Origin of the sequence: Lysinibacillus macroides, from assembly GCF_001281525.1 — a bacterium.
Taxonomy (GTDB): domain Bacteria; phylum Bacillota; class Bacilli; order Bacillales_A; family Planococcaceae; genus Lysinibacillus; species Lysinibacillus macroides.
Genome location: NZ_LGCI01000002.1, coordinates 177,186 through 199,320, shown reverse-complemented (window position 1 = coordinate 199,320; position 22,135 = coordinate 177,186). Strand labels below are relative to the sequence as shown.

Below are 22,135 nucleotides of genomic sequence, written 5' to 3'. Positions count from 1 at the left end.
GCAAAGGGAGGAATTAAACATGAGCAATATCTCGACAGAAAATACGCCACCAACAATGAAAGATAAAATTTTAGCAGGTGGATTACCAAAATATCATGATAAAAATGCACAACAAGGCAAGCTATTTGTACGTGAGCGTCTTGAGCTATTACTTGATGATGGTCTTCAATCAGAGGATGGACTCTATGCGAACTGTTTAGCAGGGGATTTACCAGCAGATGGTGTTGTTACGGGTATTGGTAAAATTCATGGTCGCACGGTTTGTGTGCTAGCCAATGATTCAACCATTAAAGCGGGCTCGTGGGGTAAACGCACGGTTGAAAAAATGATTCGTATTCAAGAAACTGCTGAAAAGTTGAATTGTCCATTACTCTATTTAGTTGATTCAGCAGGTGCACGTATTACAGACCAGTTAGAAATGTTCCCAGGACGTAGAGGCGCAGGGCGTATTTTCTACAATCAAGTTAAGCTGTCTGGGAAAGTTCCGCAAATTTGCTTATTATTCGGTCCTTCCGCAGCAGGAGGTGCATACATTCCTGCATTTTGCGATATCGTTGTGATGGTAGAAGGGAATGCTTCCATGTATTTAGGGTCTCCTCGAATGGCTGAAATGGTGATCGGTGAGAAAGTAGATTTAGAGACAATGGGCGGCGCAAAAATGCACTGTTCCGTTTCTGGTTGTGGAGATGTGCTTGTTAAATCCGAACAGGAGGCTATTACTTATGCGCGCAAATATTTAGGATATTTCCCGAATAACTATGCAGAGCGTAGCAAGATAGAGGCTCCTAAACCACCAGCTTCATTTGATAAATCTATTGAAGAATTAATTCCTCAAAATCAAAATGTACCATTTGATATGTATAAGCTAATTGATCGTATTATTGATGAAGATTCATTTTGTGAGGTTAAGAAATTATTTGCACCAGAATTAATTACAGGCCTTGCACGAATTAATGGACAATCCGTTGGCATCATCGCTAACCAACCACGTGTTAAGGGAGGCGTGCTATTCCATGATTCTGCTGATAAAGCGGCAAAGTTTATTTCACTTTGTGATGCATTCAATATCCCGTTGTTATTCCTAGCAGACGTTCCAGGCTTTATGATTGGGACTCAGGTAGAAAAAGCAGGAATCATCCGTCATGGTGCGAAAATGATTTTTGCGATGAGTGAGGCAACGGTTCCAAAGATTACGGTGATTGTTCGTAAAGCATATGGTGCAGGCTTATATGCAATGGCAGGTCCAGCCTTTGAACCAGATTGCTGTATTGCCTTCAACAATGCACAAATTGCCGTTATGGGGCCAGAGGCTGCCGTTAATGCTGTCTATGCTAATAAAATTGCTGAGCTATCAAAAGAGGAGCAAGCAAGCTTTATTGCAGAAAAGCGTAAAGAATACCAAGAGGAAATTGATGTATATCGCTTGGCATCAGAGCTTATCATTGATGATGTGATTGAACCTAATGAGCTACGTAAGGTACTAGAAAATCGTTTAGAGCTTTATATGTCAAAATACTTACTATTCTCAGAGCGTAAGCATGGAGTAAATCCTGTATAAATAACGAGCTATAAGACTGTCTCTCACTAGTAGACGAGGCAGTCTTTTTTTGCTTAGCTACTTGCACAGTATAAGGCAGCATATTAAAATATGAGAAGAATACAGGGAAGTGGGTGTGAAGCTTGTCAAAAAATAACATAACGAATATGCAGGGTAATGCCAAGCTCCCATTACCATATCGAAATATAATTGATACATATTATTTTCCAATAAAGGTAATTGGCTGGATTTTATTTAGTATCTATTCATTTATAGCATTTTATAAATTAGTCATTGATCGCTTAGTGAATGTTGTTGTTTTATTGAAAGGTGATTATTCGATAGGAGACTTAGGCTTGTTCGATTATAGTAGCTGGCGACTCACTACAAATTTTGTTCCTTTTGAAACCATTCTTCGCTATATCAACTACTCTCACTATTTTAATTGGGATATTGTCTTGATTAATTTACTTGGCAACTTATTAATTTTCACCCCAATGGGTTTTTTATTGCCATTATTATCAAAGAAATTTCGAAAAGCTTGGAGTGTAATTGGCTTAGGATTCCTTTCTAGTCTTGCTGTAGAAACCATTCAATTTATTTTTACAGTCGGCTCGGCTGATATAGATGATTTAATTTTAAATACAATGGGCGCATGGCTTGGATTCATCGCTTATAAAAGTATATTAATTACACCAAGAAAATAAAAAAACAGTCTACTAAAGAGGCTGTTTTTTTAACCTCTATAAACATTATAAACATCGTATTAATGATAATATTTTTGTAGAATGCCGTATAAACACTATAAAAGAATATAAAAATGGTGGTTCTTTATGAGCCTTTATGCCTGTTTTTTTAAAAAGTAAGCATCTCTTTAGGCGGTTAGTCGCGAATTACACTTGAATTTAGTAAAGAAAATTCCGATAATGAGTGTACAGAAGCTGTTCAGATGGTATAGATATAGTAGTAGAAGGCGCGCATATAATATAAATAGAGAGATGAGGTGAAAAGCTATGAAAATATCCAGTTTAATAGCACAAGAAAAAATTTCATCGCAACAGAATCGTAAAAAAATTATGCATCGTAAAGAGGCAGGGGATGCCTATCGAAAAAATGCTATGTATTTCCAGCCAAAGAAAAATCCATTATTGCTTGAGCTAGAAAATTTACTACTAGGACGGACTGATCAAAAGCTTTATGATCAACAGCAAGAAAATTCCAGCGAAGTCACACCTCAGCAACAAGCTATTATGCAAGATTTGCAGCAAACCGAAAAAAGTGTACGTGCACATGAACAGGCATATAAAGCTGAAAATAATGATAGTTCCCCATCGTCAGTGAGTTCAGAGTCATCTGCCATAACTGGTTCAGAGCTAAATAATACGCTACAAATTTTAGAGCAGGTACGGAGTGCAGCATTGGCATCTGACGTTCCTTCTTCTCAAGATTTACGTGTTGCGGCAAGCGCTGATGCTCAAATAAGACACCTATTAAATGCGGAAGATGGAGCAGAAGACATTGACCCTCCTTTTGTTCATGACACAATAGAAGTAAAGGTTCCTGAGCGTTTTTCAAAGGAATTGAAATTAGATCCATTTACAGATACAATTTTCGGTAAGAGCTATGAGAATGCCTTAAGATCAAATACCTTTAAATTTGCGTCTGAAAAATATGCATCTCATATTCAAATGACGAAAAATGGCTATCGACCAGACCAAGATTCAAAGTTTTCTTTGATAGCCTAATGCTGTAGATAGGAGATTGCGAATATGGCAAAGGCAAAGCATACGAAAACAAATGCAATTAGATTGTTAGAGCAGCAAAAAATTGATTTTGATGTAATCGAATACGAAATTGGAGACGGTCAAGTTGACGGTATATCCGTAGCTGAAAAGATTGGTCAACCTGCTGCACGGGTGTTTAAAACATTAGTTGCAAAGGCAAGCGCACAAAAGTTATTTGTGTTTGTGATTCCTGTAGTCGAGGAGCTTGATTTAAAGGCAGCTGCAAAAGTAGTGGGAGAGAAGAAAATCGATATGTTGGCTGTTAAAGATTTGCTTGGCTACACGGGATATGTGCGAGGCGGATGTTCGCCAGTAGGAATGAAGAAATTATACCCAACTGTCATTGATGTATCCGCAGAGCAGCAAGGAAGTATTATTGTAAGTGCTGGGAAAATTGGCATGCAAATACATGTACAATTAGCTGATTTAATGCAAATAACAAAAGCGCAATTAGCACAGATTACAGCTACCCATGACTAAATGGGTAGCTTTTCATCGTAAGGGAGATCAAGCACAATGAGTAAAGTAAAAAGCTGGCGTTGGGCATTTTTTATTGGAGGACTTATCGTGATGTCCTTAGGGATTTCCATGTCCATTAAAGGAAGAATTTTAGGGACAAGCCCATGGGATGTATTACATATTGGTTTATTTAAAAATTTCGGCTTAACGATTGGCACTTGGTCGATTTTAACAGGCCTATTTATTATCGTAACGACATCGATTATTTTACGAGAGATGCCAAAAATAGGAACATGGTTAAATATGCTCCTAATCGGTATGTTTATTGATATTTTTAATTGGCTATTACCATCTACAACTAACTATGGCTTACAAGTAACTTATTTTATCGTAGGTTTATTTGTTTTAAGCTTTGGCTGTGGGATGTATATAGCGCCAAATATGGGAACAGGGCCTCGTGATACGTTGATGATGCTAATTGTCGAACGATTCGGTGGAACCATTAAAACAGCACGCATGGGTATGGAGATTATCGTGACGATGGTTGGCTGGCTACTAGGCGGTCCTGTTGGGGTAGGGACGATTATTATTGCACTTGCATCAGGTTATATTGTGCAATACTCATTACCGTATTGTCGTAAGCTATTAATAAAGCATGCGGGGAATATTGAAGGTATATAGTAATTTATAGCATATCTACAAACGCTTTGTTGAATGGATTATTTTCAATTCAACAAGGCGCTTTTTTTTTAATAAACCTATAAGTCAAAATAATTAGAAAATTTATCTTACATAGTGTCTAATGGCGAGGAAAGCGTTTTTCATTAAAGTAATAATTATAAAATTCAAAGAGGTGATAAGACGTGACAGTCGCTAAAGAAATCAAGCACACACCACCACGTGTAACCGTACAAAAAATGTATGTAGATGGAGAATGGGTAGAAGCTGTAAGTGGTGCAACGAAGGAAATTTTAAATCCTGCAACAGGGGAAATATTAGCTGTTGTAACACATGGGGATGAACAGGATGCCAAGAAAGCGATTGATGCTGCACATACGCGTTTTTATCAATTAGAATGGCATAAATCTTATGCTCGTGAGCGTGCACAATATTTATTAAAAATTGCAGAAAAACTTGAAAGCCAAAAAGATGAAATTGCTTATATTGAAACATTGAATAATGGTAAAACATTGCGAGAAACTTTAGGGGATGTCGAGGATGCTATTAATCAATTGCAATATTATGCAGGCATAGCGACAAAGCCATTGGGTGAAACGTATGCAGTGCCAGATGAAATTCAGGCGATGACGGTGAAGGAGCCCGTTGGAGTAGTTGGCATTATTGTGCCGTGGAATTATCCATTAGTCATGGCGAACCAAAAAATTGCAGCGGCATTTGCGGCTGGCTGCACAATAATTGTCAAGCCTGCCCAGAGTACACCATTAAGCCTTATTAAATTATTTGAAATTATTGAAGAGGTTGGCGTACCAAAGGGTGTTGTAAATTTAGTGATGGGCTCAGGAAGCGCAGTCGGCAATGAGCTTGTAACGAATCCAAAGGTTGACAAAATTTCATTTACTGGTGGTACGGATACAGGTACACATTTAATGAAAAAGGCAGCAGATAGCATTAAAAATATTAGCTTGGAGCTAGGTGGAAAATCACCTAACGTTGTATTTGCAGATGCAGACTTTGAAACAGCTGTTGACTATGCTGCTTATGCGATTTTTGCGAACCAAGGACAAGTTTGTTCAGCGGGCTCACGCTTAATTTTAGATGAGGCTATTTATGAGCGCTTTGTGGAAGCACTTGTAGCAAAAACAAAGCAAATTAAAATTGGTCCAGGCTGGAAAGAAGGCATCCATATGGGGCCATTAGTATCTGAGGAGCACTTAAATACTGTACTTGAGTACGTTGAAATAGGGAAGCAAGAGGGCGCAACGATTTTATGTGGTGGCAAACGTTTAACAGAGGGTGAGTATGCAAAAGGGTACTTTATGGAGCCAACCATTTTCACAAATACAAAACCTTCCATGCGTATTGTGCAAGAGGAAATTTTTGGGCCAGTATTAGTAATTCAAACGTTTAAAGATGAACAAGAAGCGATTGAATTGGCAAATGGCACAGAATTTGGCTTAGCGGCAGCAGTATTTACGCAGGATGGTGCTAAAGCACAGCGCGTCATTCGTCAAATTCGCGCAGGCATTACATGGATTAATACGTATCATCCAACATTTAACGAAGCACCTTGGGGTGGCTATAAAAAGAGCGGTATCGGCCGTGACTTAGGCACATATGGCTTTGAAGAATACTTAGAAGTTAAACAAATTAACATTAACTTAGATGTGAAGCCTAGCAATTTTTTTGAGTAGGGCTAGGAGGGATTTCATTGAGCTATGATGTTGTCGTAATTGGGGCAGGGGTAATCGGCACAAGTGTTGCTTACCATTTAGTGAGAAAGGGCTTTAAGGTGGCATTAGTTGAGCGTGGTGGAATAGCGGCTGGTACATCCAGCAGATGTGATGCAGTCGCTTTAATTTGCGATAAAAAACCAGGCATTGATACAGAAATTGGCTATCGAAGCATTCAATTATTCCAAGAGCTAGCAAGAGAGCTGTCGGAAGATTTTGAGTTTAGCACACGAGGCAGCTTGTATGTATGCGAGACGGAGCAGGAAATGGCGATTGCGAAAGACTATGTTCAGCAACAAGTAAATAATGGCTATGTTATGCAAATGATGGACAATAAAGAAATATTAGAAATCGAACCATATTTAGCGAAGGATTTAATCGGTGGAATCTGGACAGAGGTTGATTCTACCATGAATCCCTATAAATTATGCTTTGCATTTGTAGCGGAAGCACAAAAAATGGGCTTAGATTTATTTGATTATCATGAAGTCATTGATATTGAGCTAAATGAGAAAAAAGAAGTACAGGCTGTGCTAACAGATCGCGGAAAAATTAAAACAAAAAATGTTGTCAATTGCGCAGGCGTATGGTCACCGATTATTTCTGAATATGTCAATATCCCGATACCAATTAAGCCAAGAAAGGGACTTGTACTTGTATCAGAAATTACATCACTGTCGTTAGCCAAACAAAAAGTGCACGAGTTTGGCTATATGCTTTCTAAATTTGAGGATATTGATTATCAGCGTAATGTAAGTGAGCTTGTAGCAAGCCATAATGTTGCCTTTACAATTGAGCCTACAGAAGTAGGAAATTATTTAGTAGGGGGACATCGGGCATTTAAAGGTTATGATATTTCATCAGAGATCGATGTTATGAAAGCGATTGCAGAGCGAGCTATACGCTTTATTCCGAAATTGGCGGATGTTCAATGTATAAGAGCATATGCAGGTATTCGCCCATGGGTGGAAGACCATTTACCAATTGTGTCTGGTGTAGAAAGTGTACCTGGCTACTATATTGCAAGTGGCCATGAAGGAGACGGCATTAGTATGTCACCAATCACAGGAAGAATGGTTGCACAAATTCTTGCCAATGAACCAACAGATTTTAATATTGATCGTTTAAATTACAACCGTTATTTAAAAACAACCGTTTAGGGGGAATAAATTATGTATAAACCAACAGGAATGATTCCAGCAGTACCAACACCATTTGATGAGAATGAGCAGTTTGATAAAAAGGAGTATAGGAAATTAATTGAATCATTAATTGAGGCAGGTATGCATTGTTTATTAACAGATGGTAGTACAGGTGAATATTCTTTAATGAGCTTAGAGGAGCGTAAGGAAGTAATCGCAACGGCGTGCCAAGTGGCAGACGGTCGTGTACCAATTATGGCTGGCACAAGCTGTGCGCGTACAGAGGATACAATCGCCTTAACAAAATTTGCGGAAGAAGCAGGGGCAGATTGTGCTTTAATCATTACACCTTATTATATGAAAACATCTGAGCAGGGCATTATCGATTACTATACGGCGATTGCGGAAAGCGTATCCATTGGTATTGTTATTTATCATTACCCAGGTGCGACAAATGTGGAATTAAGCCCGCAGCTTATTCACCGTTTAAGCCAAATCCCTGGCATCGTCGGTGTGAAAAATACAACGGATCAGGAGCATACATGTAAAGTAATTGCTTTAGTACAGGACAATCCTAACTTCGCAGTGTTAACAGGCTATGAGCATTTAATTTTACCAACATTAGCTGTTGGAGGAGATGGCGCAACGGGTATTGTGCATAATTTAATCCCGGATGAAATTGTGAAACTATACAATTTATTTAAAGAAAATAAAATTGCAGAAGCAATTGCTTTAAACAAAAAATTAGCACCTTTATATGATTATGTGGAGCAGGAGCCTTCTCCAGGTCCTGTAAAGGCAGGCTTAAAGGTGTTAGGCTATGAATCGGTCTATGTTCGTAAACCACTTGTTCCAACTACAAATGAATTAAAGGCAAAAATCGAAGGGATGCTGCAAGAGCTTGGGAAGCTGGTGGCAAAATGATAGAAAGCGGTCAACATAGAATAGACCTTACAGCAGGCTACTTTGATCCATCCGAGCAAACGGAGATTAAAATGTCAAAAGGGAAATATGTAAGCGGCTATGCTGTAGGAATTCTCTTTTTAGATGAATGTTGGTATCCGATTCTTCCAGGCAATGTAGCAAACTTAACAACCTATAACTTTCCGGTTGTGCTAAAGGTTGTGGATAATTGCACACAGGAGCGCATTCATCGTGGTGATCCAGCATTGGAGCAGGATATTATTCGTGCAGCGCAAGAGCTAGAGCGTTATGGGGCAAAAGCTATTTGTGCAGCCTGTGGATTTTTTGGTAACTATCAAAAGGCTGTTGCAGAAGCGGTCAACATCCCTGTGTTTTTATCGAGCGTTATTCAATTACCGTGGATTAGCAGTGGCTTAAAGTCTTCACAGAAAATTTTAATGCTAACAGCGGATGCAAAAGGCATTACAGACCATGTTTTGGACAACTGTCAGGCACTAGCTTTGAAAGATCGTATTGTTATCAAAGATTTATATCATCTACCTGAATTTTCAGCTATTGTGCAAAGTAGAGGCCATTTTGATAATGAACAAGTAAAGGCAGAGGTGCTTGGTGCATTAGCAGAGGCATTAGAGGCTGATCCCGCAATCGGAGCGATTTTGCTAGAATGTAGCGATTTACCACCATATGCTTATGCGATTCAGCAATACAGTCAGTTACCTGTTTATGACTTTATAAGCATGATTAACTGGGTACATCAATCACAAAGTCAAAAACCATATGTAGGCTTTATTTAACCATATAGTAGATGCGAAAATTCATTCTTAGTATAGGAGGTGGAATTTTCGCATCTCGTTCATTTGATAAGGAATAGTAGGTGAATATACCGATGAAATATGAAAATCCAACAATCATCTGTAGGTGTGAAAATATCACGTTAGAAGAAATTGAACAGGTCGTTTCTACATTTCGTTCTTCTGTAAGGGAAGTAAAAATGCGAACAAGGGCAGGTATGGGGCCTTGTGGTGGACGAATTTGTAAATGCTTAGTGGAGCAAATTGTCACTGAATATCATGCACATTCATTAGATAGCGTAGAACAAAAAGTGCAAGTTCGCCCGCCCGTTCGTCCCATTTCATTTGGAGAGCTAGGTGACTTATATGAAAAATAATGATCGTTTACGTGTTTTAAATCATCCTGTTTTAGGAGCGGTAAAAGCAGAGAGTATTTACCTCAATTTTAATGGTCGGCAAATTGCAGCAATGGAAGGCGATACGATCGCATCTGCACTAATGGCAAATGACATTAAAAATTTCCGACAAGTAAATCCGCAGGCTCAAAATAGAGGAATTTACTGTAATATTGGTCATTGTTTTGAATGCCGTGTACAAATAGAAAATGATGTTACGGTACGAGCATGCTTAACAAAAGTATATGATGGCATGCAAGTAAGCTCCATTATTCAAAATAAGTAGGTGATTGGCATGTATGATTTGGTGATTATTGGTGCTGGGCCAAGTGGATTAGAGGCAGCTATTCAGGCAAGTAAACAAGGTGTAAAAACATTCATAATTGATGAATTTTATCGTGCTGGAGGCAGGCTTTTAGGGCAGTTACATCAGGAGCCGAATGGTGAATGGGTAAATGGTCTAGCAATTGCGGAGAATTTAATAAATGAGGCAAAGGCATTCAACGTCCAATTTAAATTAGAAGCTAGCGTTATACATTTAGAAAAAAGCGATAATGGTTGGATCATTTATACAAATAAAGGCGTATATAAAACAAAAGCATTGCTATTAGCAACAGGGGCTGCTGAAAGAACAATTGCCTTACCAGGAAATACATTGCCAGGCGTTATATCAATTGGTGCGGCACAGGTTTTAGGGAATGTGAATCGTGTATTACCAGGCAAGCGTGGTATTATTATAGGGGTAAATCCCTTGACGATGGCGATTGCAAGAGAATTGCAATTATGTGGAGGCAATTTAGAAGGGATTTACTTACCACCAAAGAATATTATTAATAAACAAGATAGCCAACCGTTAGAGATCATGCAGCGAATGATGGGACTGGGCAATTTAGCACCTTCAATGCTTATGCGTATTGGTAGTAAATTTGTTCCACCTAAATTAGCGATCCAATTTTATCCGAAAAATGGGATGAAGGTTTGGGGCATTCCTATTTATATGCGAAAAGTTGTGACGCGTATTATCGGAAAAACGCAAGTAGAGGCAGTCGAGGTACAGCATGTTGATATCGAAGGTAATGCGATTGGTAACCCTGAATTTGTTCCTGTTGATTTCGTTTGTTTATCTGGTGGGTTAAGACCATTGATTGAATTGGCGGAGCTAGCAGGCTGTGATGTACTGCATAAAGAGGCGCTAAGTGGGGCTGTTCCATTACATAGTGAAAGTATGGAAACGAAGCAATCAGGTTTGTTTTTAAGTGGTAATATAACAGGTGTGGAAAGTGCAAAAGTGGCAAGGGCACAGGGAAAAGTAGCAGGACAAGCAATTGTAAATTATCTTCAACCAACAATCGATCCAAATAAAGAACTGCTCAATCGTTTAGCGGTTGGTGTGAAAAAGGCTCGCCAAGAAGCACTTATCCAGTTTAAACCAAATATCGAACAGGTACGTTCAACGGTTTATCATCAATATAAGCATGGCTAAATGAAGGAGATTATTATATGAAAGAAACCTTAGTAATACTAGCACATCCAAATATAGAAACATCTACGATTAATAGACGATGGAAAGAAGCAATTGAACAGCAGCTACCTAATGTGAAAATTCGGGATTTATATAGCTTGTATGGTCAAAACTTTCAAATTGATGTGCAGGCAGAGCAGGACGCCTGTGAACAGGCAGAGCGTATTGTATGGCAATTCCCATTTTATTGGTATAGCTGCCCACCATTATTAAAGAAATGGATTGATGATGTATTAACGGATCAATGGGCATATGGAAAAGATGGCGATCGTTTACATGGCAAGGAGCTTTTATTAGCTTTTAGTACAGGTAGTGGAGCAGAAAGATACCATCGAGAGGGTAGAAATAAGTATACAGTCGAGGAATTAATCTTTCCGTTTCGTGCTACATCCAATTTAATTGGAACTACTTTTTTACCACCATACTATTTCAATGGAGCCTATGTTGCGACAGAAGAGGATATTCAAACATCCATAGCACACTACATGGAAAGGTTAAGAATGTAGATTATATTTTACCTAAGATTTTTAGTATAATAAGTGTGAAACAGCAAATATAAGCCATGTGAACAAAAAATCACATGGCTTATTATAGTTAAAAAGGGTAGAGCGGACTTTGAATAGTATTTAGCAAAGAGTAAAAGCAATATTCAAATTATCTTTCTAAGAGGACAAAGGGGAGCTTTATATGAAAGGTTTATTGACAATTGAATCAATTTTGCATACGAAGGATTTTAAAAATGCTAAATTGATAGGGGGACATACTGGGATTTTAAAGTCTGTGAGCTGGGTACATATTTCTGAATCACCCCATCTTGGTGATTATCTCAATGGAGGTGAACTCATTTTATGTACAGGGCTGGGCTGGCAAGAGAATGAGGAAATGTTTGTCATCGTTATCAAGAAAGCGATTGCAGCAGGAGCATCAGGAATTTGTATTGAATTAGGGCAATTTACGTTTCATATACCTCAAGCTGTTATTGATCTTGCGAATGAGGAAGGTTTTCCAGTGATTATTTTCCAAGAGCTAGTGAAATTTTTAGATGTTAGTCGTAATATCAATATTCATATTATTCAAAGCCGTTATAATGTCTTGACTGAGCTAGAGGAGTATTCTAAGCTTTTAAACGAGGTGCTACTTTCAAATGCGCCTTATCAAAAGATGATCGATACCCTTTGTTTAACTATTAAAAGGTCTGTTGCGTTTGAAATGATGAATACTGAACCAATCATATCCTTTTATAAAACATTAGATAAGCAAACATTTAAGAAAAATGTAGCAGAAGCCAGTGAATCCATCACTTCTTTTCCAATTGAACTATTAGACAATCAATATGGTGTGTTATATATAGATGGCTCATTGGATGAATTATCGGAAATGGACAGCTCGATTGTTAAAAGAACTGTACAAACTTTAGGGCAGCTTATTTTCCGAGATATTTATTCAAATGATCATCAGATGGAAGCGCCAGAATGGATCAAGAACTGGATACTCGGTACAATCGGTGCGGATCAATTAATGATTAATTTAAAAAAGCTAAATTTGGATAAGGATATTGCTGAATTTATTGTGATGATAATTGATTGTCCAGATAATCAATTTTTGAAGGATGAATTTAAATATTTATCAATATTTTTAAAATCGCAATTCAAAGTGATAGGAATTGATTTACTACCATTTATTTATAATCATCAGCTCACATGTATTTTATTTACCTATAAAAGTTGCAATAGGGCAGATATTGTAGCTATTTTGGAGAGAGTAGAGGAGTATTTTAAAAAGAAGCAGCAAGCATTAAAGGTTGCAATAGGTCGACCAGCTCAATCATTATATAAATTATCTTTAGCCTATAAAACAGCAAATGAAGTGATGTTTTTCCATAATACAATGTATAAACAAACACTTTTATTTTATCAAGATATTTATATTTATCGATTAATTTATCCTCTATATGAAAAAGGGATACTCGAAGATTATGTGATTGATCATTTAGGACCTGTGATTGATTATGACGATCAGTTTAACTCTAATTTAATTGAAACGTTGCGAGTATATCTTTATAATAACTGCTCAAAAAAAGTAACAGCCACAGCTCTTCATATTGTTAGACAATCTTTATATTATCGTTTAGAAAGAATGAAGGAGTTAATCGGTAAAGATTTCGATGAATTTCCAAAGAAAACCGCATTGGAGACAGCGCTAGTAGCATTAGATTTTTTAAATACAATCGGTTATGACTGGAAGTATTCAAAAAAGAAGATTACTTAAAATTGATGATTAGTCCCTTATAACAATAGTAAATCTTCTTCAAAGAAGTTATGGCTAGCTTCTTTGAAGAAGATTTTTTAAATTATACCAATGGTACTTTTTCATGCTCAATTTTTTCGGGCTCTCGTTGTTCTACCGTTCTTTTTTGCTCTAGTTCTTCCCAATAATCAGCATTTTTAATATTTAATAAGCCTGGTCGGAAAATAGGGTCTTCTCCATTTTTCTTTTGTTGCTCATAATCTTTGAGCACTTTTATTGCCGTTTTAGCAAGGAGCACGATTGCAATCATATTAACCCAGCCCATTAAGCCTACACCTAAATCAGCAAGTCCCCAAATTAATGCAGCTGAATTCACAGAGCCAAATACGACCATAAATAGGAAGCCAAATTTAGCGAGATAGTCTAAAAAGTTTCCTTTAATAGAAAGTGTACTTTTTAGATAGACGAGATTGGTATCCATTTTGTAGAAGTACGTGATTAATGTTGTAAAGCAGAATAGGAATAAAGATGCTGTCATGAAATATTTACCGAAAGAGCCGATAACCGTTGATATGGCAAATTGCGTATATAGCTCAGGTCCAGCATTCGGGAGGCTGGAAACGATTGCTGTACCATCTGCGCCAGTAACATTATACATGCCCGTAATTAAGATCATAAAGGCAGTGGCTGTACAAATTAATAGTGTGTCAAGATATACTGAAAACGCTTGCACTAAACCTTGCTTTGCAGGATGTGAAACATTCGCTGCACCTGATTCAAATGTTTCAGAACCGAGACCAGCCGCATTAGAGAATACGCCACGTTGTACCCCTTTAGCAATGGCAAGACCTAATAGACCGCTAAACGTAGCATTCAGATTGAAAGCGCTTGAAATAATTAGGGAAAACATTGCTGGAATTTCAGAAATATTAAAGGCTAAAATAATTATGCAAATTAACATATAGCCAAAAGCCATAAACGGTACGAGAAATTCAGATACTGTAGCAATACGTTTAACCCCACCAAAAATAATAACAGCAATCAACATGGCTAATAAAATCCCTGTAACGAGTGGTGAAATATTGAATGTACTTTGAACTGTTAAAGCAATTGTATTTGCCTGTGTCGTTGGCCAAAGAATACCAATGGCAACTGTTAAAATGATAGCCGCTGCAATTGCAAGCCATTTCATATTTAAGCCTTTATGAATATAGTAAGGAACACCTCCACGATATTCACCATTTATCTTACTTTTATAAACCTGTGTTAATGTAATTTCAATAAACGAAGTGGCACTACCTAAAAACCCTGTAACCCACATCCAAAAGACTGCACCAGGTCCCCCTAAACTAATGGCTAGTGCTACCCCCACAATATTTCCTGTTCCTACCCGACTTCCTAATGACATGGCTAATGCTTGAAAAGATGAAATGCCAGCGTTGTCATCATTTTTTTCAAAAAGTAATGCTACCATGTCTTTAATACGCCTTACTTGCACAAATTTCATTAAGATTGTAAATATAAGCCCCGCTGTTAAAAATAGAAATATAAGCGCATTACCCCAAACAACCCCGTTTATAGCGTTAACAACTTCTAACATACATTACCACCCCTTGATAATTTTCGAAAAATCAGAATATTGTGTTCAGTATATAGGAAATAAAGATTCTTTCATTTAGACAGAGTGTAATGTTCTTTGAAATGAAATTTTTAACTTTGTGTCAGTTGTTTGAAGAATGGTAGATTTAGAAAAATTAATTCATAGTCGAGTTAATTATAGTATTTTCTAAGGTTAAATGTTATTTGAGCTTATGTAAATAACGAAGCTTTAATTTTATGCACAATGTCTAATGCATGGTTTTAGTAAATAGACTATTCTTTTATCTAATTAATGGGGAGGAGATTTTATATGGATGCTCAAGTGGTAGTTATTACAGGTGCAGGAAGTGGTTTAGGTGCTTCTTTAGCCAAGAAGTATTATGGTTTAGGATATTACGTATGTTTATTAGGGCGTACTCGAACTAAACTTCTTAAAATAGCAAAATCATTTGATGATCGTTACGCAATTTATGAAGTGGATGTTTCTTCAAAAAGCAATGTGAGCAAAGTGATGCAAGCCATTAAGCAGGAAGTTGGGCAAATTGATGTATTCATCAATAATGCTGGTGTAGGGGATTTTGATAGCGCTGAACATATAAGTGAACAAGCTATTCATCAAATGATCGACATTAATTTAAAAGGTACGATTTTTTGCACGCAAGAAGTAGTAAAAGATATGAAGAAAAGAGATCAGGGCTGCATCATCAATATTATTTCTTTATCAGGAAAAAGAGGGAAAATAAATGAGTCCGTTTATAGTGCCAGTAAGTTTGGTGCACGAGGATTTATTGAAAGCTTAGCGCTTGAGCTAGAGCAGACAAAAGTTAAAGTATTTGGGGCATATATGGGAAATATGAAAACAGAATTATGGGATGGTGCTAAGGCAGAGGAAAGCTATATGGACCCAGATGATGTAGCAGATATTATTATTGAAAATACGATAGAAAGGAAGAATATAGTGGTGGAGGAGATTATTATTAAAAATAACAAATATAAATATATTTAATATTAATAGAAGAGGAACTGTTTATCGTTAAATGGTTGCCTAGTTTCATATTAGATAGTTTGTGCATTCTAAATTCAGAAGGAACTGTAAAAATATTTGCCGTATAAATATGACAGCATGTAAGTTGATAAGAAAATTTAGAATAATAAAATTAGATGAGTATAATTTTAGGAGGGATGATATGAACTGGTCACGTAAAATTAGTGTTGTTGGTGCACATGCAGAGGGAGAAGTTGGCAATGTTATAGTTGGTGGGATGCCTCATATCCCTGGCGATACGATGTTTGATAAAAAAGAATATATGGAGCAACATATGGACGAGATTCGAACGATGATGCTGTTTGAGCCACGTGGTGGTCCATTCCATAATGCCAATATTTTAGTCCCGCCATGTCATCCAGAAGCACAAATGGGATACATTATCATGGAAACTACGGAATATCCGCCAATGTCAGGCTCTAATACAATATGTGTGGCAACAGTTTTACTGGAAACAGGCATAATACCAATGCAAGAGCCTATTACTGACCTGGTATTAGAAGCACCTGGAGGACTTATTCGTGTAAGATGTATGTGTGCAAATGACAAGGTAAAGCAGGTGGAATTTACCAATGTCCCTGCTTTCCCAATTCATTTAAATCAGGAAATAGAGGTAGCGGGGGTTGGAACAATTCAAGTGGATACATCCTATGGCGGTATGATGTTTGCGCATGTTCATGCTGAGAAATTAGGCTTCCATTTAACGCCAGATGAAGCACATGATATGTGTTTAGTAGGGCAAAAGGTTAAAAAAGCTGTAAATGAGCAATTAGAGATTGTACATCCTGAAAATAGCAAGATTCGTAGTGTATCGAATATTATATTTGAAGGTCCACTTCATCGTACGGATAATGGTATTGAAAGTAAAAATGGTACGGTTGTTCTCCATGGAAGACTCGATCGTTCACCATGTGGAACTGGTACTAGTGCTCGATTGGCTGTGATGGCTGCAAAAGGCTTAATAAAGGAAAAAGAGCTATTTATTAATGAGTCATTAACAGGAACGAAATTTAAAAGCTATATTGAGCGTAGGACAACGATTGCTCAAAAAGAAGCAATAATCCCAGTTATAGCAGGGCAGGCATGGATTACTGGCATAATGGATTATGGTATTGATCCAACAGACCCAATAGCCTATGGTCACCAAGTAAGTGATATTTGGTTTTAAATGAAACAAGGCTATCGAAAAAGTCGCTGAAAATAGACTTTTTCGATAGCCTTATGAATTTAAATAGAGAGTATTGTTTTATTAAAACGATGGTGATGCTATCCCCTTTTTCTTTCGCCTCTTAATTCCTCTATTCTAACAAAGTGGCAGTTGTTTAATCAGCATTGCCATATTTTTTTGTGCTTCTTCATATAATGCATGGCGAAGGAGGAATGTGGTTGAATGGAAATGTGACGTATTACTTCGGACACGCATTGACGGGGCAAGGTGTGAAACATTTATATAAAGAGCTGATGGAAGAGGCGGAGCTTGTTTATTTTTTGCAAGGTGCACCAACCTTTAAAGGGTCAGAGCTTTTAAAGGAGCTAGGCTATTTCTATGTGAAGCAGGGCTTTAGTGTTGAATGGTTTAAGCATGCTTTATTAGAAGATGCTGTAGAGGCTGTTTATATAAAGGGCTGCAATAGACTTTTTGTATGGGCATCTGAATGGGCTCTTGAACCGACATTGCTTGGCACAAAGCATCGTGTGCTATCTTTTTATGAATGTTTGGAGGCAGAGCAGCTTGAAAAAGCAGGTGAACGGCTTGCGATTGCGATGCAGGAGCGTCTATCCTGGCGTGAGAAATGCATTGCTACACTGAATCATGCTATTAAGCTTCATGATGAATGGGAGATTATCACGCAAAGCTGTATGAACTGGCAGGCATTGGATGAACAAGTAGCAAGTTTAAAAACAGAGCTATTTCAAGCTATTACCCTAAATAAAGCAGGTACTCGTACGCATCGTTTACTAGGAACGTTAACGCCTAGAGGTGCAGAAAATACAGTGGATAGCATTACTAAAAATATAACGACTAGACTGATGATTAAAGGCAAGCCTGGTACAGGAAAATCTTCTTTAATGAAGGATTTAGCAGATGAGGCGAATGCAAGAGGGCTTGATGCGCAAATTATTTGGTGCGGCTTAGATGCAGGCTCTGTGGATATGGTGATTATTCCAGAGCTAAACTTCTGTATTTTTGATAGTACAGAGCCTCATGTTTTTGACCCACAAGATGGTCGATTAGGTGATCGAATATTTGATATTGGTCAGCATTGTATGTTATCAAAGAAAGCCGAAACTGATATTGAAGCTGTTCGAGCACAATATAAGGAAGCAATGCAGGATGCGATGGGCTATGCGAAGCGCTATGCAGAGGCAGAATATACGGTTCGCGAATTATTAGATCATTGTCTGTCAACATCTTTATGGCGCGAAAAAACAGCACCACTCTTTGAAAGGGTAACAAAATAATTTAGCAAATGACAGGCTTATGCTAAACTAGGAGCTAGAACAGTTTTCCTAGGAAAGGATGATACGCTTGTCAAAAGTATTAAATGCATTTTTAGATGAAAACCTACAAGCCTTACATGAACAAGGCTTATACAATGAAATTGATCCAGTAGAGGGAGCAAACGGCCCAATTATTAAAGTACGTGGCAAAAATCTTGTAAACTTATCCTCTAACAATTATCTTGGCTTAGCAACAAATGAAGATTTAAAGCGTATTGCCAAAGAAACAATTGCTCAATATGGTGTTGGCGCAGGTGCTGTTCGGACAATTAACGGTACACTTGATTTGCATGTAAAATTGGAAGAAAAGCTTGCGGAATTTAAAGGAACAGAAGCGGCAATCTCCTATCAATCAGGCTTTAATTGTAATATGGCAGCTATTTCTGCTGTAATGGATAAAAACGATGCGATTCTTTCAGATCAATTAAACCATGCCTCAATTATTGATGGCTGTCGTTTATCGAAGGCAAAAATTATTGCATATAATCACTCTGATATGGAGGATTTACGTGCTAAGGCAAAAGCAGCAAAGGAATCAGGCTTATATAATAAAATTATGGTTATTACAGATGGTGTGTTCTCGATGGATGGTGATATTGCTAAATTACCTGAGATTGTGGAAATTGCCAAAGAGTTTGATTTAATTACGTATGTTGATGATGCACACGGTTCAGGTGTAACGGGTAAAGGTAAAGGAACTGTAAAGCATTTTGGACTTGAAAAAGAAATCGACTTCCAAATTGGTACATTGTCAAAAGCAATTGGTGTTGTTGGGGGCTATGTAGCAGGGAAGAAAAACTTAATTGATTGGTTAAAGGTGCGCTCACGTCCATTTTTATTCTCAACAGCACTACCGCCAGGTGATGTAGCGGCAATTACAGCAGCTGTTCAAATGCTGATTGATTCTACAGAGCTACATGATAAGCTGTGGGACAATGGCGATTATTTAAAGGCGGGGCTTAAGAAGCTAGGCTTTAATATTGGAGAGTCTGAAACACCAATTACACCATGTATTATTGGGGATGAAAAGCTGACACAGGAGTTTTCAAAACGCTTATTCGAAGAGGGCGTTTATGCAAAATCCATTGTTTTCCCAACAGTGCCAAAGGGAACAGGGCGCGTGCGTAATATGCCAACAGCCGCGCATACAAAAGAAATGCTAGACGATGCACTAGCGATTTACGAAAAAGTTGGTCGTGAACTAGGTGTAATTCAATAAGAGCAAGCTTCCTCAGAGATGGGGAAGCTTTTTATATTAAGTATGGAGTGTGTTTGCAGAATAGAATGCGAAGAGTGACGGATAGAGCGAGTAAAGTGACAGATAGCTGCCGAGGAAGCGATTCCAAAGTAAGCAAAAGGCTTCCCTCATGGATAAGGAAAGCCGCTTTACTCTAAATTTGCTTATGCGTAATCAATTACTTAATAATGCTTGCTGCTTTGAGCTTCGCAATTTTTTCCTCAGAAATATTTAATGCCTGTAAGATTTCCTTATTATGCTGTCCTAAAGTAGGTGCTGCACTTGTTAGTTGTCCTGGTGTCTGAGAAAATTTCGCAGGAAAGCCTAGTGTGCGCATTGGACCAGCAGTTGGGTGTTCATAGGATAAGATCATGCCACGTTCTAAAATATGGGGATCATTTAAGGTTTGATCATAGGCATAAATAGGGCTTGATGGTACACCATGTTTATCTAAAAGCTCTAGCCAGTAGGAAGCCTTGTGCTGAACCAATTCACTTTCAATTTCTTCCTCCAGTATTTTGACATTTTGCGCACGTAGGTAGTTTGTGGCAAAATGTGGGTTAGTTAGCCAATCAGGTCGATTGACCACCTTTGTTGCAAAAATCTCCCAAAGCTTTTGATTGCCAGCTCCTATTAAAATATAATCATCCTGTGTTTTAAAGCCCTGATAAGGTGCAGACACCCGATGTGCAGTGCCTGTCCGCTCAGGTAGCTCCCCTTGACCAAAGTAAGCAGCAGCCTCCCACACAGTCCACGCTAACCCTGATTCTACTAAAGAAACATCAATATATTGTCCCTCGCCACTACGAAGCTTATAAATATAGGCCATTAAAATGGATTGCACTGCTGTTTGAGCAGCAGCAATATCATTGACAGCAAATCCAACCTTTACAGGGCGACCATCCGCTTCACCCGTCATATGCATTAAGCCGCTTAGTCCCTGCGCCATAATATCGTAGCCACCTTTTTGGCTATAAGGACCTGTTTGACCATAGCCTGAAATTGAGCAATAAATAAGACCAGGGTTGATAGCTTTTAATGTGTCATAATCAATGCCTAGTTTTTTTGTGACACCTGGACGATAGTTTTCCACAAGCACATCTACGGATTGAATTAATTCCTTAAATAATGCTAGTCCCTCAGGTGTTTTTAAATTTAAACAAACGCCTTTTTTATTACGATTGACCATCATATACATATGACTTTCTTCATTAATAAAGGGTCCCATTGTACGGGTATCATCCCCATATGGATACTTTTCAATTTTGATCACCTCTGCACCCATATCTGCTAATACCATTGTGCAGTAAGGGCCCGCCAATACTTGCGATAAATCAACAACCTTTAATCCTTGAAGTGCCTGTGTCATTTAACGTCAGTCCTATCATTTTTAACTAATGTGATGTTACGTAATGCTTTAACAGAGGTAGCGCCTGCTAACGCAATGGATACCTTTAATTCATCATAAAGATTTGTCATCACTTTTTCGACGCCTTCTTGTCCAGCAAGTGCTAGTCCATAAACAAATGGGCGACCAATGGTAACAGCATCTGCCCCTAACGCAAGTGCTTTCAATGCATCCATGCCGCGATATACACCACTATCTAAAATAATAGGTACTTGCCCATTTACAGCTTCTACAATGGCTGGTAGTGCATCAAGTGAGCCAACAACTCCATCTAATTGACGACCGCCATGATTTGATACGATGATACCGTCAATGCCATTAGCAATGGCTAGCTTAGCATCTTCAGGATGTAAAATGCCCTTCAATAAAATAGGAAGATTTGTTCGTCGTTTTAATTCACGAATATTTTCCCAGCTAAGTGTTGGATGGAAAATATTTTGCAAAACCCCTTGGACATATGATTCAAATGAATGATCAGGTAAGGTTGCCATAAAAACAGGGTCATTGATATAATTGCCTTTTGCATAGCCTAGCTTGAGCGGTGAAAATTGATTGCGTACATCTTCTTCACGCCAGCCAAGCATGACTGTATCCACAGTTAACACGATAGCCTCAAAGCCAGCCGCCTCTGCTCGTGCTGCCATACTGTAGGCAATATCTTCATTTGTAGACCAATATAATTGAAACCATTTTGTTGCATCAGGAGCAGCGTGAGCAACCTCCTCCAGTGAATAAGTGGAAACAGTGCTTTGAATATAAGGAATGCGTAAATGATGAGCAGCTTCTACAACGGCAAGCTCTCCTTTATCATGAGCCATACCATTCATACCAACAGGGGCAAAAAGCAATGGAGTTGGGTAGGTTTTCCCAAAAAGCTCAATAGAGGTATCAATAGTTGACACATCATTTAAAAAGCGTGGAACAATTGAATAGCGTTCAAAGGCTGCCCGATTATTGCGCAATGTTTGTTCACCACCAGCCCCTGAGCGTATATAGCCAAAAGGACCAGCAGCTAATTTTTCCGCTGCTGCTTGCTCTAAATCAGCGAAGCTTATAGGGAAGGGGGCTTGTGCATTAATATTTTTTAACAGTAAATCACCCTGAGCAGTATTTGTCATTATTACGACCTCAC

At 38.1% G+C, this 22,135-nt stretch carries 21 protein-coding genes; 18 read left to right on the top strand and 3 right to left on the bottom strand.

From position 1 onward, the window contains the following. Nucleotides 1-19 precede the first annotated feature (19 nt). From ADM90_RS01095 to ADM90_RS01030, 14 genes are all read left to right on the top strand, one after another. Complete coding sequence (locus ADM90_RS01095) at nucleotides 20-1,558, top strand: acyl-CoA carboxylase subunit beta (RefSeq protein WP_053993232.1); 1,539 nt, start codon at nucleotides 20-22, stop codon at nucleotides 1,556-1,558. A 122-nt stretch (nucleotides 1,559-1,680) separates the two neighbouring features. Beyond that, the gene (locus ADM90_RS01090; RefSeq protein ID WP_053993231.1) at nucleotides 1,681-2,244 is read left to right on the top strand and encodes a VanZ family protein; all 564 of its coding nucleotides are present in this window, start codon (nucleotides 1,681-1,683) and stop codon (nucleotides 2,242-2,244) included. Between the two features lie 306 nt (nucleotides 2,245-2,550). Continuing rightward, complete coding sequence (locus ADM90_RS01085) at nucleotides 2,551-3,282, top strand: hypothetical protein (RefSeq protein ID WP_053993230.1); 732 nt, start codon at nucleotides 2,551-2,553, stop codon at nucleotides 3,280-3,282. A 24-nt stretch (nucleotides 3,283-3,306) separates the two neighbouring features. Next, complete coding sequence (ybaK, locus tag ADM90_RS01080; RefSeq protein WP_053993229.1) at nucleotides 3,307-3,801, top strand: Cys-tRNA(Pro) deacylase; 495 nt, start codon at nucleotides 3,307-3,309, stop codon at nucleotides 3,799-3,801. A gap of 36 nt (nucleotides 3,802-3,837) precedes the next feature. Continuing rightward, nucleotides 3,838-4,461, top strand: coding sequence for a YczE/YyaS/YitT family protein (locus ADM90_RS01075; RefSeq protein ID WP_053993228.1), 624 nt, complete (start codon nucleotides 3,838-3,840; stop codon nucleotides 4,459-4,461). Nucleotides 4,462-4,697: 236 nt separating this feature from the next. Beyond that, nucleotides 4,698-6,152: an aldehyde dehydrogenase family protein gene (locus ADM90_RS01070; protein ID WP_053993415.1), complete on the top strand. Its 1,455-nt coding sequence runs from the start codon at nucleotides 4,698-4,700 to the stop codon at nucleotides 6,150-6,152. A gap of 17 nt (nucleotides 6,153-6,169) precedes the next feature. Then, complete coding sequence (locus tag ADM90_RS01065; protein WP_200908499.1) at nucleotides 6,170-7,351, top strand: NAD(P)/FAD-dependent oxidoreductase; 1,182 nt, start codon at nucleotides 6,170-6,172, stop codon at nucleotides 7,349-7,351. 12 nt (nucleotides 7,352-7,363) lie between these two features. Further along, nucleotides 7,364-8,257, top strand: coding sequence for a 4-hydroxy-tetrahydrodipicolinate synthase (gene dapA, locus ADM90_RS01060; RefSeq protein WP_053993226.1), 894 nt, complete (start codon nucleotides 7,364-7,366; stop codon nucleotides 8,255-8,257). Next, complete coding sequence (locus ADM90_RS01055) at nucleotides 8,254-9,051, top strand: aspartate/glutamate racemase family protein (protein WP_053993225.1); 798 nt, start codon at nucleotides 8,254-8,256, stop codon at nucleotides 9,049-9,051. Before dapA ends, ADM90_RS01055 begins: the two co-directional genes overlap by 4 nt. 92 nt (nucleotides 9,052-9,143) lie before the next feature. After that, nucleotides 9,144-9,425 (top strand): (2Fe-2S)-binding protein, encoded by a 282-nt coding sequence (locus tag ADM90_RS01050; protein WP_053993224.1) that lies wholly within the window; start codon nucleotides 9,144-9,146, stop codon nucleotides 9,423-9,425. Beyond that, complete coding sequence (locus tag ADM90_RS01045) at nucleotides 9,415-9,729, top strand: (2Fe-2S)-binding protein (protein WP_053993223.1); 315 nt, start codon at nucleotides 9,415-9,417, stop codon at nucleotides 9,727-9,729. Before ADM90_RS01050 ends, ADM90_RS01045 begins: the two co-directional genes overlap by 11 nt. A gap of 9 nt (nucleotides 9,730-9,738) precedes the next feature. Next, nucleotides 9,739-10,926, top strand: a complete 1,188-nt coding sequence (locus ADM90_RS01040) for an NAD(P)/FAD-dependent oxidoreductase (RefSeq protein WP_053993222.1) — start codon at nucleotides 9,739-9,741, stop codon at nucleotides 10,924-10,926. 17 nt (nucleotides 10,927-10,943) lie between these two features. Further along, complete coding sequence (locus tag ADM90_RS01035) at nucleotides 10,944-11,471, top strand: NAD(P)H-dependent oxidoreductase (RefSeq protein ID WP_053993221.1); 528 nt, start codon at nucleotides 10,944-10,946, stop codon at nucleotides 11,469-11,471. 181 nt (nucleotides 11,472-11,652) lie between these two features. Then, on the top strand, nucleotides 11,653-13,233 hold the full coding sequence (locus tag ADM90_RS01030) for a PucR family transcriptional regulator (protein ID WP_053993220.1): 1,581 nt from the start codon (nucleotides 11,653-11,655) through the stop codon (nucleotides 13,231-13,233). 82 nt (nucleotides 13,234-13,315) lie between these two features. Here ADM90_RS01030 and ADM90_RS01025 read toward each other — a convergent pair whose 3' ends face one another. Further along, nucleotides 13,316-14,812: an alanine/glycine:cation symporter family protein gene (locus tag ADM90_RS01025; RefSeq protein WP_053993219.1), complete on the bottom strand. Its 1,497-nt coding sequence runs from the start codon at nucleotides 14,810-14,812 to the stop codon at nucleotides 13,316-13,318. Between the two features lie 309 nt (nucleotides 14,813-15,121). On the opposite strand from ADM90_RS01025, the gene ADM90_RS01020 reads away from it, so the two are divergent. The 4 genes from ADM90_RS01020 (at nucleotide 15,122) to ADM90_RS01005 (ending at nucleotide 19,577) form a co-directional block, all read left to right on the top strand. Beyond that, a complete protein-coding gene (locus ADM90_RS01020) occupies nucleotides 15,122-15,817 on the top strand; it encodes an SDR family oxidoreductase (protein ID WP_053993218.1) in 696 nt (231 codons plus the stop codon). A gap of 181 nt (nucleotides 15,818-15,998) precedes the next feature. Further along, entirely contained in the window at nucleotides 15,999-17,024 is a 1,026-nt protein-coding gene (locus ADM90_RS01015; protein WP_053993217.1) for a proline racemase family protein, read from the top strand. A 218-nt stretch (nucleotides 17,025-17,242) separates the two neighbouring features. Continuing rightward, nucleotides 17,243-18,319, top strand: a complete 1,077-nt coding sequence (locus ADM90_RS01010) for a nucleotide kinase (RefSeq protein ID WP_053993216.1) — start codon at nucleotides 17,243-17,245, stop codon at nucleotides 18,317-18,319. Nucleotides 18,320-18,377: 58 nt separating this feature from the next. Beyond that, a complete protein-coding gene (locus ADM90_RS01005; RefSeq protein ID WP_200908498.1) occupies nucleotides 18,378-19,577 on the top strand; it encodes a glycine C-acetyltransferase in 1,200 nt (399 codons plus the stop codon). A 196-nt stretch (nucleotides 19,578-19,773) separates the two neighbouring features. Here the strand turns inward: ADM90_RS01005 and ADM90_RS01000 are convergent, their stop codons facing one another. Together ADM90_RS01000 and ADM90_RS00995 are read right to left on the bottom strand one after the other, a co-directional pair. Next, on the bottom strand, nucleotides 19,774-20,964 hold the full coding sequence (locus ADM90_RS01000) for a CaiB/BaiF CoA transferase family protein (protein WP_053993214.1): 1,191 nt from the start codon (nucleotides 20,962-20,964) through the stop codon (nucleotides 19,774-19,776). Next, a complete protein-coding gene (locus ADM90_RS00995) occupies nucleotides 20,961-22,121 on the bottom strand; it encodes an alpha-hydroxy acid oxidase (RefSeq protein ID WP_053993213.1) in 1,161 nt (386 codons plus the stop codon). Before ADM90_RS00995 ends, ADM90_RS01000 begins: the two co-directional genes overlap by 4 nt. Between the last annotated feature and the right edge of the window lie 14 nt (nucleotides 22,122-22,135).